Annotated in this window: 12 protein-coding genes; 4 read left to right on the top strand and 8 right to left on the bottom strand. The window is 62.4% G+C overall.

Annotation, left to right across the window (positions count from 1 at the left end; genetic code table 11):
- Positions 1-48: 48 nt before the first annotated feature.
- The gene (locus I5L79_RS04885) at positions 49-957 is read right to left on the bottom strand and encodes a LysR substrate-binding domain-containing protein (protein ID WP_196953909.1); all 909 of its coding nucleotides are present in this window, start codon (positions 955-957) and stop codon (positions 49-51) included.
- 119 nt (positions 958-1,076) lie between these two features.
- Between I5L79_RS04885 and I5L79_RS04890 the strand changes: the two genes are divergently transcribed.
- Together I5L79_RS04890 and I5L79_RS04895 are read left to right on the top strand one after the other, a co-directional pair.
- Positions 1,077-3,131 carry a S9 family peptidase gene (locus tag I5L79_RS04890; RefSeq protein ID WP_196953910.1) on the top strand — a complete coding sequence of 685 codons (2,055 nt, stop codon included), beginning with the start codon at positions 1,077-1,079 and terminating at the stop codon, positions 3,129-3,131.
- A gap of 182 nt (positions 3,132-3,313) precedes the next feature.
- On the top strand, positions 3,314-5,887 hold the full coding sequence (locus I5L79_RS04895; protein ID WP_196953911.1) for an alpha-amylase family glycosyl hydrolase: 2,574 nt from the start codon (positions 3,314-3,316) through the stop codon (positions 5,885-5,887).
- 97 nt (positions 5,888-5,984) lie between these two features.
- Here the strand turns inward: I5L79_RS04895 and I5L79_RS04900 are convergent, their stop codons facing one another.
- The 6 genes from I5L79_RS04900 to I5L79_RS04925 all read right to left on the bottom strand — a co-directional run bounded on the left by I5L79_RS04900 (position 5,985) and on the right by I5L79_RS04925 (position 12,477).
- Positions 5,985-8,111 (bottom strand): FUSC family membrane protein, encoded by a 2,127-nt coding sequence (locus tag I5L79_RS04900; RefSeq protein ID WP_196953912.1) that lies wholly within the window; start codon positions 8,109-8,111, stop codon positions 5,985-5,987.
- 79 nt (positions 8,112-8,190) lie between these two features.
- Positions 8,191-8,559 (bottom strand): STAS domain-containing protein, encoded by a 369-nt coding sequence (locus I5L79_RS04905; protein ID WP_196953913.1) that lies wholly within the window; start codon positions 8,557-8,559, stop codon positions 8,191-8,193.
- Between the two features lie 197 nt (positions 8,560-8,756).
- Positions 8,757-9,725, bottom strand: coding sequence for a bestrophin family protein (locus I5L79_RS04910; RefSeq protein ID WP_196953914.1), 969 nt, complete (start codon positions 9,723-9,725; stop codon positions 8,757-8,759).
- A gap of 284 nt (positions 9,726-10,009) precedes the next feature.
- The gene (locus I5L79_RS04915; protein WP_317191357.1) at positions 10,010-11,839 is read right to left on the bottom strand and encodes a MutS-related protein; all 1,830 of its coding nucleotides are present in this window, start codon (positions 11,837-11,839) and stop codon (positions 10,010-10,012) included.
- A gap of 99 nt (positions 11,840-11,938) precedes the next feature.
- Positions 11,939-12,067: a CDGSH iron-sulfur domain-containing protein gene (locus tag I5L79_RS23725; RefSeq protein ID WP_196953915.1), complete on the bottom strand. Its 129-nt coding sequence runs from the start codon at positions 12,065-12,067 to the stop codon at positions 11,939-11,941.
- Positions 12,043-12,477: a RidA family protein gene (locus tag I5L79_RS04925; protein ID WP_196953916.1), complete on the bottom strand. Its 435-nt coding sequence runs from the start codon at positions 12,475-12,477 to the stop codon at positions 12,043-12,045. The genes I5L79_RS23725 and I5L79_RS04925 overlap by 25 nt, the downstream gene beginning before the upstream one ends.
- Positions 12,478-12,595: 118 nt before the next feature.
- Here I5L79_RS04925 and I5L79_RS04930 point away from each other — a divergent pair, with 118 nt between their 5' ends.
- Both I5L79_RS04930 and I5L79_RS04935 read left to right on the top strand, forming a co-directional pair.
- Entirely contained in the window at positions 12,596-13,420 is an 825-nt protein-coding gene (locus I5L79_RS04930; protein WP_196953917.1) for an energy transducer TonB, read from the top strand.
- A gap of 88 nt (positions 13,421-13,508) precedes the next feature.
- Positions 13,509-15,065 (top strand): DNA integrity scanning protein DisA nucleotide-binding domain protein, encoded by a 1,557-nt coding sequence (locus I5L79_RS04935; RefSeq protein WP_196953918.1) that lies wholly within the window; start codon positions 13,509-13,511, stop codon positions 15,063-15,065.
- Between the two features lie 77 nt (positions 15,066-15,142).
- Here I5L79_RS04935 and I5L79_RS04940 read toward each other — a convergent pair whose 3' ends face one another.
- Positions 15,143-15,583, bottom strand: coding sequence for a CHRD domain-containing protein (locus I5L79_RS04940; protein WP_196953919.1), 441 nt, complete (start codon positions 15,581-15,583; stop codon positions 15,143-15,145).
- Positions 15,584-15,903 lie beyond the last annotated feature (320 nt).

The following is a 15,903-nucleotide window of genomic DNA, read 5'->3' on the forward strand; positions in this document are numbered from 1 at the left end:
CCTATCGATAATCAAAAATGATTATCATCTATAACCTAAAGTTATAGTCTAGCCAGCCGACATACTCAGGGCATTGGCCGCGAAGCGCAGAAACCGCTGGGCCGGCGTGCCCAGCTGCTGGCCCTGCACCCACACCGACTCGAAACGGCGCGTGAGCCGCACGCCCGCAATGGGCACTATTTCCAGCAGCCCCGCCCGCAGCTCCTTCGCCAACGCCCGCTGCGACACAAACCCCAGGCAGTCGGGGGCAGCTTCGAGGTAGGACTTGATGGCTTCGGTGTTGTCGAGGTAAAGGGCCACGGCAAAGTCGGTGAACTTGAGGCCTTGCTCCCGCAGGGCAAACTCCAGCACTTCCAGCGTGCCCGAGCCACGCTCCCGCAGCACCAAAGGGTGCTGGAGCAGCTCCGCCAGGGCTACCGGCGCGGCAGGCGGACCAGCTGCCGTAGCGCGGCGCACGGGCAGCAGCTCATCTTCCAGCAGCAGCTCATAGTGCAGGTCTCGGGTGTGGGCCTGCCCCTCCACAAAGCCCAGATCCAGGTGGCCGTGCAGCAGCGCCTCGGCAATCTGCTCGGAGTTGCCGTTGAGCAGCGTAAGCTGCACCTGCGGGTAGCGGCGCTGGAAAGCGGGCAGAATGGGCGGCAGCACGTACTGGGCCAGGGTAGTGCTGGCGCCCAGGCGCAGGCGGCCGGCGGCTTCATCGTGGAGGGCGTAAAGCTGATCGGTGAGCTGCTGGTGCAGGGTCTCGACGGACGCGGCGTGCTGCAGCAGCAGGCGGCCAGCCTCTGTGAGTGTGACGCGCCCCGCCCGGCGCTCGAACAACCGCTGTCCGTAGGTGCGCTCCAGCTCCCGGATGTGCTTGGTTACGGCGGGCTGGGTGATGTACAGCTCCTGAGCGGCCTTGGTGAAGCTCAGGTGCCGGGCTACCGTCTGGAAAACGCGCAAACGAAAATCGGGCATAGCAGCAGGGAAAGGAGCGACAAGCGGCCGCCAAAGTACGGCAACGGTTTTTTTATCTTGCCGGAAGTTTCGGTGCTCCCGGCCCGGCCGGCGCCTCCCCACCCCTATTCCCGTATTCTGTGAAAAGACTTCTTTTTGCCGGACTGCTGCTGCCGCTGGCCGCCGCTGCCCAATCTTCCGCCGTGTACACGCCCGAGCTGCTCTGGAAACTGGGCCGCCTGGGCGAAATGCAGGTGTCGCCGGACCGCAAAACGGTGGCCTACACCGTGACGCGCTACTCCCTGGCCGACAACAAAGGCAACACCGACATCTGGACGGTGCCCGTAGCGGGCGGCCCGGCCCGGCAGCTCACCACTACGCCCGGCTCCGAAAGCACCCTGAACTGGCGGCCCGACGGCAAACTCACTTTCCTGAGCAGTGAAGGCGGCTCGGAGCAGCTCTACGTGATGAATGCCGACGGCTCGGGCAAGCAGCTGCTGAGTCAGTTCCCCGAGGCGGGCGTGGCCAACCTCAAGTACGCACCCACCGGTAAGTTTATTTTGTACACCCAGGACGTGAAAACCGGCAAATCGGTGCAGGACTGGTACCCAGACCTGCCCAAGGCCGACGCCAAAATCATCGACGACCTGAACTACCGTCACTGGAACCAGTGGGACGACCTGCACGTGGGCCACGTGTTCTTCCAGCCCATGGGCGACGACGGCAAGCCCACCGGCTACGGCAAGGACGTCATGGCCGGGGAGAAATTCGACGCCCCCCTGCAGCCATTCGGTGGCAACGAGCAGCTGGCTTTTTCGCCCGACGGCTACCAGCTGGCGTACACCTCGCGCAAGCTCACGGGCAAAGCCGAGGCCGAAAGCACTAACTCCGACATCTACCTCTACGACGTGCGCACCGGCCAGACCCAGAACCTGAGCGAAGGGCTGGGCGGCTACGACACCGAGCCCAGCTTCTCGCCCGACGGCTCAAAAGTGGCCTGGCTGAGCATGGCCACGCCCGGCTTCGAGTCGGACCGCAACGGCATTGTGGTGTATGACTTCAAAACGAAGAAGCGCGCAGACATAACGGCCGGCTCGGAACAGGCCGCTGCCAACATCCGCTGGAGCCCTGATGGCAAAACCATCTACTTCGTGAGCGTGCTGGAAGGCACCGAGCAGCTGTTTTCTATTGCCAGCAAGGGCGGCAAAATCAAGCAGCTCACCAAGGGCGCGCACAATTACAACTCCTTTGAGCTGGCTGGCAAGGACGTAGCCATTGCCAACAAAACCACCCAGGCCCAGCCCGCCGACCTCGTACGCATCGATCTGAAAACCGGCCGCGAAACGGCCCTTACCAGCATCAATCAGCAGGAGCTGGCCGGGGTAAAAACCAGCCGCACGGAGGCTCGCTGGGTGAAAACCACCGACGGCAAGCAGATGCAGGTGTATGTCATATACCCGCCCGACTTCGACCCCAACAAGAAGTACCCGGCGCTGCTCTACTGCCAGGGCGGCCCGCAGAGCCCCATCACGCAGGCCTTTTCCTACCGCTGGAACTTCCAGCTGCTGGCCGCCAACGGCTACATCGTGGTGGCGCCCAACCGGCGCGGCCTGCCCGGCTTCGGCACGGAGTGGAACAACAGCATCTCCGGCGACTGGGGTGGCCAGCCGATCCGCGACTACCTCTCTGCCATTGATGCCGTGAGTGCCGAACCTTACGTGGACAAGGCCCGGCTGGGCTGCGTGGGCGCCTCCTACGGCGGCTACTCGGTGTATCTGCTGGCCGGCAAGCACGAGGGGCGCTTCAAAACCTTTATTGCCCACTGCGGCCTCTACAACCTCACCAGCTGGTACCCCAGCACCGAAGAAATGTTCTTCGCCAAGCAGGACATCGGGGCCGCGCCCTGGGAAACGCCCCAGCACAAAAGCTACACTGAGTTCAACCCCCAGCTCTTTGCCAGAAACTGGGATACGCCCATTCTCGTCATCCACGGCGGCAAGGATTTTCGGGTGCCCGAGGGGCAGGGCATGGAAGCCTTCGGCACGGCGCAGCTGCGCGGTATTCCAAGTCGGTTCCTTTACTTCCCCAACGAAGGCCACTGGATCAGCAAGCCCCAGAACTCGGTGCTCTGGAACCGGGTGTTCTTTGAGTGGCTGAGCCGCACGCTACGGCCCGAGGTGCCGGCCACAAAGTAAATTTACCGCCTGTATGAAAAGCCCGGCCGCACTTGTGGCCGGGCTTTTTTGTGGTTTCCTGGTTGATTAACGCGGACTTCCACTGATACGCCGACGGCAAGGCACTATTTTCGTAGCGGGCTGTTGAAGACTGTGCCTGCACAACGGTGCGGGCAAGCTGCCGACCAACTTAATTCTACTGCATGAAACACGTACTACTCTTGCTGGCCTTGCTGGCTGGCGGCCTCAGCGCCCACGCCACCAAACTTACATTTCGGGTTGACATGCGCCAGCAGACGGTTTCGGCCGGCGGCGTACACGTGGCCGGCACGTTCCAGAGCAAAGCCGGCTTCCCGGCCGACTGGGACCCGGCCACCACGGCCCTGACGGATGCCGACGGCGACAAAATCTACGAAGTGACGGTGGATGTGCCGGCCGGCACCTACCGCTACAAGTTCATCAATGGCAACTCCTGGGCCGGCGCCGAGCCCGTGCCCGCCGCCTGCGGCCAGGACGACGGCGGCGGCAACCTCAACCGCGAGGTAACGGTAGGCGCCACCGCGCTGCGCCTGCCGGCCATTGCCTTCAACGGCTGCGCCACCGTACTGCGCTTTTCGGTGAATATGAAGGGCCAGACCGTGGCGAAAACGGGCGTCCACGTGGCGGGCAACTTTCAGGCGCTGGCCGGCTACGGCACCGACTGGGACCCGGCTGCTACGCCCCTCGCGGATCTGAACAAGGACGGCATCTACGAGGGCGAGGTGCTGCTGCCCGCTCCGGGGCTGTTTCAGTTCAAGTTCATCAACGGTACCACCTGGGCCGAGGCCGAACCCGTACCGGCCGAATGCGGCACCCTTGACGACAGCGGAAACCTCAACCGAACCGTCAGCGCTACGGCCGACGTGAACACCACCGGCACGCTCTGCTACAGCTCCTGCGCCAGCTGCGATGCCCTGCCCACCGAGTACACCACCCACTGGTGGAACGATGCCGTGTTCTACGAAATCTTTGTGCGCAGCTTCTACGACAGCAACGGCGACGGCAAAGGCGACTTCAAAGGCCTCACCGCCAAGCTCGACTACCTCAACGACGGCGACCCGAACACGACCACCGACCTGGGCATCACCGGCATCTGGCTCATGCCCATGATGGAGTCGCCGAGCTACCACGGCTACGACGTGACCAACTACAAGGCCACCGAGCCCGATTACGGCTCCATGGCCGATTTCGAGGCCTTTCTGGCGGCAGCTCACGCCCGTGGCATCAAAGTCATCATCGACCTAGTCCTGAATCATTCTTCCAGCCAGCACCCCTGGTTTACGCAGTCGGCGGCCAACACCACCAACTCCTACCGCGACTGGTACCGCTGGTCGGCCACCAACCCCGGCTACTCCGGGCCCTGGGGTCAACCGGCTGTGTGGTACCCCCGCAATGGCAGCTACTACTACGCTCTATTCTGGGACGGGATGCCCGACCTGAACTGGAACAACGCCGACCTGAAGAACGCTATGTGGGACGCCACCCGCTTCTGGCTGAACAAGGGCGTGGACGGCTACCGCCTCGACGCAGTAAAATACCTCGACGAAGACGACCGGCAGATGGAAGACACCCCGGAAACCTTTAAGCTGCTGGAGGAATTCAACGACGTGGTGAAGGGCGCCAAAGCTGATGCGTTTACGGTGGGCGAAGCCTGGTCGGCCACGTCGAAAGTGGTGCCCTACGTGACAAACGACCGGCTCGACGCCTGCTTTGAGTTTGACTTGGCGTCGGCCATTATCAATGGGCTGAACGCGGGCAGCGCGGCCGGTATCAAAAGCCAGCTCCAGCTCGTGGACCAGAGCTACCCCAAGCTGCAGTATGGCACCTTCCTCTCGAACCATGACCAGGAGCGCGTGCTCGAAACGCTCAAAAACGACGTAGCCCGCATGAAGCAGGCGGCGTCGCTGTACCTCACCATGCCCGGCGTGCCCTTTCTGTACTATGGCGAGGAAGTGGGCATGCTGGGCACCGGTGCCGACGAAAACAAGCGCAAGCCCATGCAGTGGACAGCCGGCGCCAACGGGGGCTTCACGACCGGCACGCCCTGGCGCGGCCTCAACGCCAACTACACCCAGGCCAACGTAGCCACCATGCAGGCCGATCCGGCTTCGCTGCTCAACCACTACAAAAAGCTGATCGGCCTGCGCAATGCTTCGGCCCCGCTGCGCAAAGGCTACCTGCTGCCCCTTACTACCACAGCTACTTCCCTGCTGGGGTACGCCCGGGTGTATGAGCGCGAAGCCGTGCTGGTGCTGGCCAACCTGGGCAGTTCTTCCCTCACCCCAGCCACGCCTACCCTCGCTGTGTCGTCGTTGTCGGCCGGCAGCTATACGGTCACTGATATGGCTTCCGGGCAGGCGGTGGGTAGTGTTTCGCTCGATACGCGGGGCGGGTTCAGCAGCTGGTCGGTAAACCTGACTTCGCTGGGCGCCAACCAGACGTGGCTGCTGCAGCTCAGCCCGGCCCGGGCCACGGCCAACGCTACCGGCCGCAACGCGCTGGCCGTGCAGCTCTACCCCAACCCGGCCAGCGCCCAAGTTCGCCTGGAACTGAATGCTCCCGCAGCTGCCCGCTCCCAGCTGACGGTGTACGACCTGAGCGGCCGTCAGCTGCACCAGGCCACCATCGTGGGTCGGCACCATACGCTGGTTACCGATGCCTGGGCGAATGGCACGTATTTCCTGCGCGTGGCCTCCGGCAGCAGCGTTTCGGTGCAGCACCTGGTCGTGGCGCACTAACTGCCGTGGCACCGTGCACTTCGCCCAACCGTCAAACAGCCAAAAAAGCGGCGCCTTCCACCCAGGAAGGCGCCGCTTTTCTTTTGTAGTCTTGACGTCAGGCTAGCACGGCTTCCGTCACTTTCCCAATATCGCTGCTGACTTTGCGGATGAATTCCAGCTGCTCCTGTAGCTGCTGGTCGGGGGTGGCGGCAGCCAGGGGCAGCAGCGCTTCAGCCGGCTGATTTTCGGGTTCCGTGGGGTCGAGGCGCCACAGGCTGCGGTGCACCGCCTGCTGGGCCTGTCGCACGCTACGCAGGCTGGCCGCCGACAGCTGCGGCCGGGTTTCGCCGGTGAGGATGGACGACGTTATAGAAGCCACGTTGGACGACAGAATGTGGTTGAGTACCACAAACTCGTGCACTTCCGACGGGCGGTGCTGCTTGCCTTGGGGCTCCGATATCATGCGCTGGAAGGCCGCCGCCAGGTTGGCCGAACTTACGTACACCTCTTTGCGGGCCAGCTTGTAATCGACCACGGCTACCGGCGAGCCGGCCAGGCTCTCGGCCAGCGTGTGCAGGTAGCGGCCGTTGGCGCGTAGCACGGCCGTCATGTAGTCGTGCAGCTGCTCAGATTCCCAGCGCGGAAACAGCAGGTAGCTGGCCGAAAAGGCAATCAGGCAGCCGACCACGGTATCGAGCATCCGCTCCTCCACCACCTGCAGGTACGGCAGCCCCACAAAGCTGAACAGGATAAGCACCATCGGCGTCATGAAGATGACGGCCACAATGTAGTTGCGGCGCGTGAAGCTGAAAGCCACCAGCATACACACCGCCAGCAGGGCCACCAGCACCTGCCGGTCCGTTACCAGCCAGAGCAGCAGGGCCCCAATCACGCCGCCTACCAGCGTGCCTAGCACCCGCTGCACGTTGCGCTCCTTGGTGAGGCTGAAGGCGGGCTTGAGCATATAGGTAATGGTCATCAGAATCCAGTAGCTGTGGTGACCGGGCAGCAGCACTTTGGCCACCACAAACCCCACCAGGCACGCCAGCGTCATGCGCGTGGCGTGGCGGAACACCCCGGAGCTGAGTGTGAGGTTGTCGCGCAGCTGACCCAGGCTAAAAGTCTGGTGCGTGACAAAGCGGCCAAATTCCAGCTCGCGCCGGGCCGGAGCGGGTGCGTTGGCGTCGAAATAAGCCAGAATATCCTGCACGCGCTGGGTGAGGTTGCGCACATTCACCAGAATCTTTTTCAGCACCAGTACATTACCCGTCTTTCCCTCGGCTTCTACAGTATCGATGCGGGTTTTGAGTTGGTCCAGGGAAGCCAGTAGCGGGGCCCGGGCCGTGTAGCCGTGGTTGGCCTGAATGGCAAAGCCAATGCTTTCCAGCTCGGCGGCCAGCTGCTCCACCACGGCCGCAATGGCATCGAGCACGCCGGTAGCCTCAAAGCGCTGGTGCAGGGCCGAGTAGTCGTAGTAGGTGGCGGTAATATGCTCGTAGAGGTCTACCACATCCACGAAGGTGAGCACCAGCCGGCGCCCCGTACCCGTGGATTCCTTCATCATCTGGCGGGTTTTGAACAGCAGCTCGCGCACGGCATCCTGCTTTTCATTGACCGTTACCTGCTGAGCCATTAGGCGGCGGTAATCTTCTTCCAGACTGGTGCCGGTGCGGTAGAACTCCGCCTTGAGCCGCAGGAAGCCCGCCACTGCTCGAATGCATTCCCCCAGCGCCTGCTGGGCCGGCCGGTAGGGCCGCACGGTGTACGTGAGCAGGCTAACCACCAAGTACCAGGCCCCGCCCAGCGTCACCAGCCCGGCATACTGTAGCAGTTGGGGCAGGGTAAGGTGGCGGTCCATCATCAGGATGAGCAGCAGTAAGCCTGCCGTGCCCACGGACGCTGCCCGGTTGCCATACACCAGAAACAACGTAAACGCGAAGCTCAGCACGCCTACCTCCAGCCCCAGCAGCCACAGGTGCGGAGCCGCCAGCCCGGTAACCAATGCCACGAAGGGCAGCAGCAACAGTCCGGCGAGCATGCCATTGCGCTTGTGTATCACCGGGCCCGGCGAGTCGGTAACGCTCACGCAGAGGGCGCCGAGGCAAAGCGTCAGGCCGGCATCGAGCTGCCCCCACCAGCCCATCCAGAGGCCCGGCAGCAACACAGTGAGCGTGGTGCGCAGGCCATCGGAAAAGTCCTGACTGGAAAAGAAGTAGCGAATCGAGCGGAAAGAAACAGGCATAGAAGTTAGTTGTCAGTTGTTCGTTGTCGGTTGTTAGTCATTGGTTTACTAACAACGAATAACTGATAACGCATAACGGCTACGAGGCCTGGCGCTGCTCGGCCTGGAGCTGATGGCAGTAGTGCTCGGCGTCGAGCAAGGTATCCACAATGGGCGGGTGCAGCACCGGGGCCAGCGCCTCCAGCTCGGCCCGCACTTCGCCGGAAAGATGGCAAAGCACCAGACTCATGCCGTGCTTGTGCAGCTTGTGGTAGTAGAAAGTGAGCAGCTCCGCCGCGTCGGGGGGCAGATGCGTGAGGTGGGAACAGTCGATCCAGACGCTGGACTTGCCGCTGCGGGCCGCCCGGCGCAGAGCCCAGTCGAGGGCTTCTTCCCGGGGCGAGGCGGGCACTTCATCGGCCAAAATCAGTAAATAGCTTTCCGGGAGAATTTCGCGGTAAACTTCCATGATGGGTGGGATATTGGGGAGGCAGGGCGGCGGAGCGCGAGGACGCTTCGCCTTAGAGCAGCAGGTAATTCTCCGTAGAAAACGGCACTGGGAAGGTAGCAGCGGCTAGTTCGGCCGGCTGAGCGGCCCGCTGGCAAGGGGCCGCTGGTGCGCGCTTATACGCAGGCAGACGCGGGATGGTGACGCGCAGGCCAGCGCTAATACAGGATATCGTTGATGGGCTCCAGCTTGGGCGGAATATCGGTTTCGCCCAGCATTTCGCGCAAGTCAATTTCGATGCTGCGGCACAGCGCCGTCATAGGCACGTCGTTCATCTGGTTTTCAAACGGATTTTCGCTGGTGTGGCCCACCACTTCAATGGTGTTGAACACCCACGACACCAGCACGGAGAAAGGCACCGTCAGCCAGATGTGGTCGGGGCCCATTTGGGCAAACTCACCGATGAGGCCCAGGGGCAGCAGCGCCGCAAACAGCCACACAAATACGTAGCTGAAAAAGGCGTACTGGCGCGGAAACGGCGTATTCTTGATTCGCTCACAGCCGCCCTGCAGGGTGTAAAGCTGCTCCAGGGAGTTCATCATCGTCACGTGCTGGAAGTCGTTGAGCAGCCCCCGCTCCTCCCGCAGAATGCGCAGGTCGGCGGCCTGCTGGCGCAGAAGCTGGGCTGGCGGGTTGCGGAAGCGGCGCATCTTCTCCGACTCCTCGGCCTGCAGGAAGGGCGCTACCTCGGTGTCCCACAGCTCGGGCTGGCGGCGCAGCTGCAGGCGCAAAGCATTGCACCAGGCCACGTGCCGGTACACCAGGCAGCGGTGCCGGTCCGTCAGCTCCGCGGCCGAGGCTGCCGGGGCCTCCACGCCGGGCGCATCCACCACCGACGTGACGAACTCCAGGGCCTGAATAGCCCAGGTGCGGCTGGCATTCACGATGCCGCCCCAGATCTGCCGGCCCTCCCAGAAACGGTCGTAGGAGCCGCTGTTTTTGAAGCCGATATAGAACGACACGGCAATGCCCAGCGTGGCCACCGGCTGCCACGGAATAGCCAGCGAGTGAAAGTCGATGGGCCCGTAGATGATGCACACCAGCAGGGAATACAGCGTAAAAATCAGGATGTTTCGCCACGCCCCTTTCCAGATCAGGCGCCAGCGCAGGTTGTTACGGATGTACACGGAGGCAATGGGGTTGATGGTTGAATGGCTGCATGGCTAAAGGTTTTTCTGGCTGGATGGTGCTTCTGGTTGAATGGCCGCAGAGCTGTGCGGCTGCCTGCTTACGCAAGTAACCGGGCTAGTCGTTGCAGGGTACAGCTCAAGTATACTAAGGCGGCACCCTACATACCAGCCGTTGGGCTGTGCTGCCCGGCTCTGGCTATTCCGGGAATGCCACCGGCCGGAGTCAAGCCGGCCTAAACTTCAATAGCCTGGCGACCAGAAAACCCTTCAGCCATGTACGTTTACACCTCAATACCCATGAGGCGCATAAGCTGGCTGGCGTTGAAGGAGCGGCACACGCCCGGCGTGAGGCGGTAATCGAACAGGATCTGCTCGCCCTCGAAGGTGCTGTTGAAGCTGTAGTTGGTCACGAAGCCGGGTAGTTCCTCAGCCAGCGCGCCCAGCTCCAGGTCGTGGGTGCTGATAAGGCCGCTGGCCGGCAGCCGGTGGAGCTGATGAATGAGGGCACGGGCACCCCGGTGCCGGTCCAGGGAGTTGGTGCCCTTCAGGATTTCATCGAGCAGATAAAATACCGGCTGCCCGGCCTGGGTGAGTTCCAGCAGCAGGCGCAGGCGCTTAAGCTCGGCGTAGAAGGAAGACGTGCTTTCGGCCAGGTTGTCCTGGGTGCGCATGGCCGTGTACACCTGGGCAGAACGCACGCGCAGCCGACGGGCACACACCACCGCTCCGGCCAGAGCCAGCACCATGTTCAGCCCTACCGTACGCAGAAACGTGGTTTTGCCCGACATATTGGAGCCCGTGACCACGCCCGTGCGGCCCGCCCCTACCGTGCTGAAGTCGTTGGTGATGCGCTCCGCCGCGAAAATCAGCGGGTGGCCCAGGCCCTCAGCCGTAAACTCCAACGCCTCCGCGCTGATTTCCGGCACGGCGTACGTAGGGTTAGCCAGCTGAAACGCGGCCAGGCTCACCAGGGCTTCGGTTTCGGCTACCACGTCCAGCACCTCGTCCAGGCGGGAGCCCAGGCGGCGCTTCCAGCCTTCGAGCCGCCACATCCAGAAGAAGTCCCAGAACAGCAGGTTGTTGGCAAAGAAGGCTGCCAGCGTGCTTTGCCGCATCGAGAAATACTCCACGATGGTAGCCAGCTGCCCGAGCTGCACGGAAGCCGGCTGCCCATCCTCCGGGAGCAGTACCCGGCGCAGTGCCCGCAGCCGGGGCGCCTGCACCTCGCGGGCTTCCAGCAGGGCCAACTGGTCGCGGTAGGCACGCAGCACGTCGTGCATCTGCTCGCTATGGTCGAAGTAGGCGTCGCGGGCCGCGCGGTAGCGGTGGTTGATGGCTCCCAGCAGCACCAGAAACGGCACGACTACCAGAAAAGGCCGGCCGCTCAACCACAGGCCCAGGCTGGCTAGGGCCAGCGGCGGCAGCACAAACAGCAACGCTTTCAGCCAAGTTTTATCGGCAAAGAAGTTCGGCTCGCGCAGCCAGGCCGTGAAGCGGCGCGGGTCGTCGGCCTGGTGCGGGAAGTGCCGGGCGCGAGCCTGCCACTCGTGCTGCCAGGCGGCATCGGGCGCCAGCTCGGCGGCGGCCTGCTGCCGGGCCTCTACCTCGGCAGGGGCAGCGGCCTGCTGCAGCCAGCTGGCCAGCGCATCCTGCCCCAGCCGGGAAGTGGCCCGGCTCAGCAGCTGAAACGCAGAGTGCGGCCCAAAAACGTCGAGGTCGGAAGTATAGGGGTGCGCAGCGTCCTGGTAGCGCAGGCCGGGGTCGAAGTCGGTGAGGCGGCCCGTCAGGCGGTGCAGCTCTTCCTGGCTGATAAGGCCCAGCAACTGAAAGTGGCGGCGCTGGTAGCCCAGGCGGGCGTGCCAGCGCAACACCAGCACAAACACCAGGTAAGCGGCCAGTACCACGCCCAGGCCTGCCAGCCACTGCCGGTCTTTCAGGAGAAGGTACGCGGCCACAGCCCCGCCTCCGAATACGGCTACCCGCAGCCAGGCCACAGCCTGGTGACGGCTGGCGAAGTACTGCTCCCGCTCGGCGTGCGCGGGCAGGTTGGCCGCAAACAGTTCGGCGGGATTCACGGAAAGCGGGCGGAAAGCAGAAGATTCGATAGACACGGCAGCGGACGTCGGCGGAAAGGCGAAGGTACGCGCCGGCCGCCGGACCACCCCGAACAGGGCTGGCTTGGCCGACCGCCCCTCCGAGGATTCCTTGTCTCAGCCCGGCGGCAGCTGGTGGTGCGCCCCATCGCAGTAGGACTTGTTGGCCAACTCCCCGCAACGGCACAGGGCCGTACAAGGATACTTCTTGCCCCAACCCGTTACCCGGCTACCACGGCTATGCACTTGAGTTCAATAGCAATGGGCGTGGGCAGGCAGTTGATTTCGACGGTGGTGCGGCAAGGTTGGCTGGTCGCGAAGTACTCGGCGTAGAGGCGGTTGTAGGTGGCGAAGTCAGCCTGCATGTTGGTCAGAAACACGGTCACGTCCACGAGGTCTTCCCAGCGGGCCCCGGCTTCTTCCAGGATATAGCGCACGTTCTGGAACACGGCGTGGCACTGGCTTTCGAAGTCGTAGCGCAGGATGCGGCCGGCCTCGTCCAGCTCCACGCCGGGCACGGCCACCTGACCGCGCTGGCGCGGGCCTACGCCCGACAGGAACAGCAGCTGGCCGACGCGGCGGGCATGCGGGTACAGGCCCACGGGCTCCGGGGCGCGGCTGGAATGATGAGCAACGGAAGTTTCTTCGGCTTTCATAAAGTCAAATCTATTGAAATTCGACTCTTTGTATAGAGGCTGAACCCGCCAGCCGGTTTCCGCCGTTGAGAAGCCGGGCCGCCCGGTCCACCTCCCTTTCCCGCTAGCCCCTTTTGCTATGAAGCAGTTGCTTTCCCGTTGCGTGTTGCTGGCCGGCCTGCTGGCTTCTTCCCTGGCGCCCGCCCAGGCCCAGAAAAAACTTAAAGCTCCCAAGCTCGACGAAGACAAAATCTACGAAGCCGCGGCCCAGCCGGCCGTGCCCGTAGGCGGCATGGAGGCCTTTGCCCAGTACCTGGCCGACAAGCAGAACTACCCTACGGCCGCCCTGCAGCGCGGCACGCAGGGCACAGTTGTAGTCACGTTTGTGGTGGAAAAGTCGGGGGTAGTGTCGCACGTGGAGCCCCAGCAGCCCATCGACCCCGACCTGGACCGGGAGGCCGTGCGCGTCATCAAGGAAGGCCCAAAGTGGACGCCCGCCCAGAACCGGGGCGAGAAAGTGCGCATGCGCGTGAGCATCCCCATCACCTTCCAGATTCCGGCCGACCAGAGCACCCCGGTCGCCGCATCTGCTCCCGCCGCTGCGGCAGCTCCGGCTCCCACCGTACCACCAGCACCCGCGGTTACCAACAAACCCATCGTAGTAGCCCCCGACCAACCCGCCAGACCCGTGGAGGGGACCGATGCCTTTTTTGCCTGGATTCAGCAGAACCTGAAATACCCCGCCCAGGCTAGGCAGCGCAAGGTAGAGGGGCGCGTCATTGTGGAGTTCATCATCCAGAAAGACGGTACGCTCACCGACATCAAGCCGGTGAAGCGCCTGGGCTCGGGCTGCGACGAAGAAGCCGTACGCCTTATTCAGGCCTCGCCCAACTGGGTGCCGGCCACCTATCAGGGCCAGCCCATAAAGCAAAAGATGGTGTTGCCGGTTGTATTCCAGTTGTAACCATCAGCCAGTCGTCACGGGGCATGCTTCATCTACACTAAGCATCCCTTTCTGCTCTGCTATCTATTCCCCTACCTGATTCTTTCCCATGCTTGCCCCCCTAACTCTGCTGAGTGCTCCGCCTGTTCAACCGCTCGTGCCCGAGCCCGTGGTGGGCCCGCTGGCCATGTGGCCTCACCAGGCCCGCTTTCGGCAGGCTGCCCAGCAGAGCGCCCAAAGCATTTTTGATGCCCTCGACGAGGAGCTGAACCCCACGGTGCTGCTGCTGGGCATTCCGGCCACGCCCGAGGGGGAAGGCGGCCCGCTCATCCGGCTGGAGCCCGATGGGGCCCTGCTCCACGGGGAGCGGTTTGCCGCCGTGCGGCAGCGGGGCCAGGAGCTGCAACAGCAGGAGCCATGGCCTTTTCAGGGCTACGAGGTAGTATCGGAGTGGTTTGAGCAGTGGCGGCAGGAAGCCGTGGCCCTGCGCCGGGCCGTGCAGGAAGTGTTTGATGCCGACCCCTCCGCCACCAAGCGCGCAAGCTTTGTAGGGCTGCCTGTGCTGGTACACAACCACTTCGTGCTCACGGTATTGCAGCTCAACGCCAAGGTACTGCGCCGCTACGCTGCCCTGGAGCCTCTGCGCTTCTACACTGATGGCCGCCCGCTGGCTACTTCGCTTATCCAGTCGGTGGTGATGCGCTTTCACGAGGAGTGCTGGAAAGCCCTGAATGAAACCGAACCCGGCCTCAGCCTCTTTATGCGTCCCCGCGACACCGAAGAGGTAATACGGGCGGCGGGGCGGCTGTTTATGGATACGCCCGCCCAGGACCTGGGCCTCGACCCCAACGACGCCAAGCTGTTTGCCACCTGCAACACCATTTCTTCCCTGCGCTACGAAAGCGCCGAGGGCGTGGGCAAGCTACTGCTGGCCCGCCGCCACCATCCCAACCTGGAGGAAGTCTTTGCCCTTACCTGCCCCACCCCGCTCACGGACTACCAGGCCGTGCGCAAGCTGCTGGAGATGACTACGCCCGACGTGAGCCTGCTAGCCGACGGCGAAAACGTGTATGCCCTGGGCCGCCTGGTGGGCCACTACGACCCTGCCCGCGAAGATTTGTTCATCATCAACTTCGTGAAGCACTACATCTGGGAGTTCCAACACGATGGGCAGGTGCTTATGCGTGCCAACTACGGCCAGCCCGCTCTGCCCCGAACCCGCCTCAACCGTACCCACTTCCGCCGCGACCTGCGCCGCACCTTCGGCCTTACCGATAACGCCAAGATAGAGCGCCTCTGGGACGTGGTGCTCGAAGCCAGTCGCCAGAAGCATGGCACCTTGCTCGTCATCACCACCGAGGCTCTGGCCGAAGCCGACCGCCTCAAGCTACAGTGCACCCTCATCGAGCCCGTACCGCTTACGCCCCTCATCACCCGCCTCATTACTGCCATCGACGGTGCCGTGCTCCTCGCCCCCGACGGCTACTGCTATTCCATTGGCGTAATTCTGGACGGCAAGGCCACCGGCCGGGGCACCAGCACCCGGGGTGCCCGCTACAACTCAGCTATTCGTTACGTAGAAAGCTCGCCCTACCCCTGCCTGGCTATCGTCGTGAGCGAGGATAAGCTCGTGGACGTCATCACCAAGGAAAGCCTGGGAGAATAGGTATAGCAGGCTTTAGCGCAAACACAAAAGCGGCTGCATCAGATAATGCAGCCGCTTTTGTGTTTGATAGTTCAGGTTTATTTCACTTTGATGTCCCCCCGTAGCTCTCCATTGGGGAAATTAGGGCTATGGAGGTTGGCATAGAACTCACCTCCCAGCAGCTTTGCGCCATCGGCTTGTGACAGGGTTGCCGTACCATTGATAGGGGAAGTAAGCCCGGGAAATGGCACTGATACGGGCCCGGTAACGCCCGGGGCTCCCTGGTGGAAGTGGCCGGCCGATGGGGCCGCCGTCATGTTGCTGAACACGATGTTATAGGTAATGACGCGGGTACTTTTATCATAGGTACCCGTGAACGTGCCGGTTCCCGGCGAGTTATTAGCCGGCACCTGCTGTTTACCATCTAAGGTAGCGGAGAGGTTTACTATCCCGGTCGTGGGCTTGTCTTCCTCTTCTTTGTCGCAGGCAAAAGTGGTTAGCCCCATCAGGAGCAGAAATAAGTAAGCGTACTTTTTCATGAGGGTAAGTAAGAGAGTGAGACGAGGTGTGTGGGAGCTAAAGCGCAAAATCAATAAAATGTTTCTACTACCCGCCAAGCGACGTTTATGACTTTCTTTTTCGTTTGGATAAATCTCATATCGCTAAAACTCAGACAGGCAAGAACACCCTGCGCCAATTTTATCATTGCCTGGTGCAAACGGGTAACCCCAGGGGAAATCACAGGAACAACAGCCTCTATTATACCTTCTCAAAGCGAATTAACCTGCACGTTATATGTAATATATGATTTAATTATAGTAAAATTCTTAAAACCCGCCCTCCCCTGTTCTTTCCTTAG

It is taken from the genome of Hymenobacter guriensis (assembly GCF_015773195.1).
In the GTDB taxonomy this organism is placed as follows: domain Bacteria; phylum Bacteroidota; class Bacteroidia; order Cytophagales; family Hymenobacteraceae; genus Hymenobacter; species Hymenobacter guriensis.

Coding starts and splice junctions, on each gene's coding strand:
- I5L79_RS04895 (WP_196953911.1), top strand. CDS start 3,314: ATGAAACACGTACTACTCTTGCTGGCCTTGCTGGCTGGCGGCCTCAGC.
- I5L79_RS04930 (WP_196953917.1), top strand. CDS start 12,596: ATGAAGCAGTTGCTTTCCCGTTGCGTGTTGCTGGCCGGCCTGCTGGCT.
- I5L79_RS04925 (WP_196953916.1), bottom strand. CDS start 12,477: ATGAAAGCCGAAGAAACTTCCGTTGCTCATCATTCCAGCCGCGCCCCG.
- I5L79_RS04900 (WP_196953912.1), bottom strand. CDS start 8,111: ATGCCTGTTTCTTTCCGCTCGATTCGCTACTTCTTTTCCAGTCAGGAC.
- I5L79_RS04885 (WP_196953909.1), bottom strand. CDS start 957: ATGCCCGATTTTCGTTTGCGCGTTTTCCAGACGGTAGCCCGGCACCTG.
- I5L79_RS04940 (WP_196953919.1), bottom strand. CDS start 15,583: ATGAAAAAGTACGCTTACTTATTTCTGCTCCTGATGGGGCTAACCACT.
- I5L79_RS04935 (WP_196953918.1), top strand. CDS start 13,509: ATGCTTGCCCCCCTAACTCTGCTGAGTGCTCCGCCTGTTCAACCGCTC.
- I5L79_RS04905 (WP_196953913.1), bottom strand. CDS start 8,559: ATGGAAGTTTACCGCGAAATTCTCCCGGAAAGCTATTTACTGATTTTG.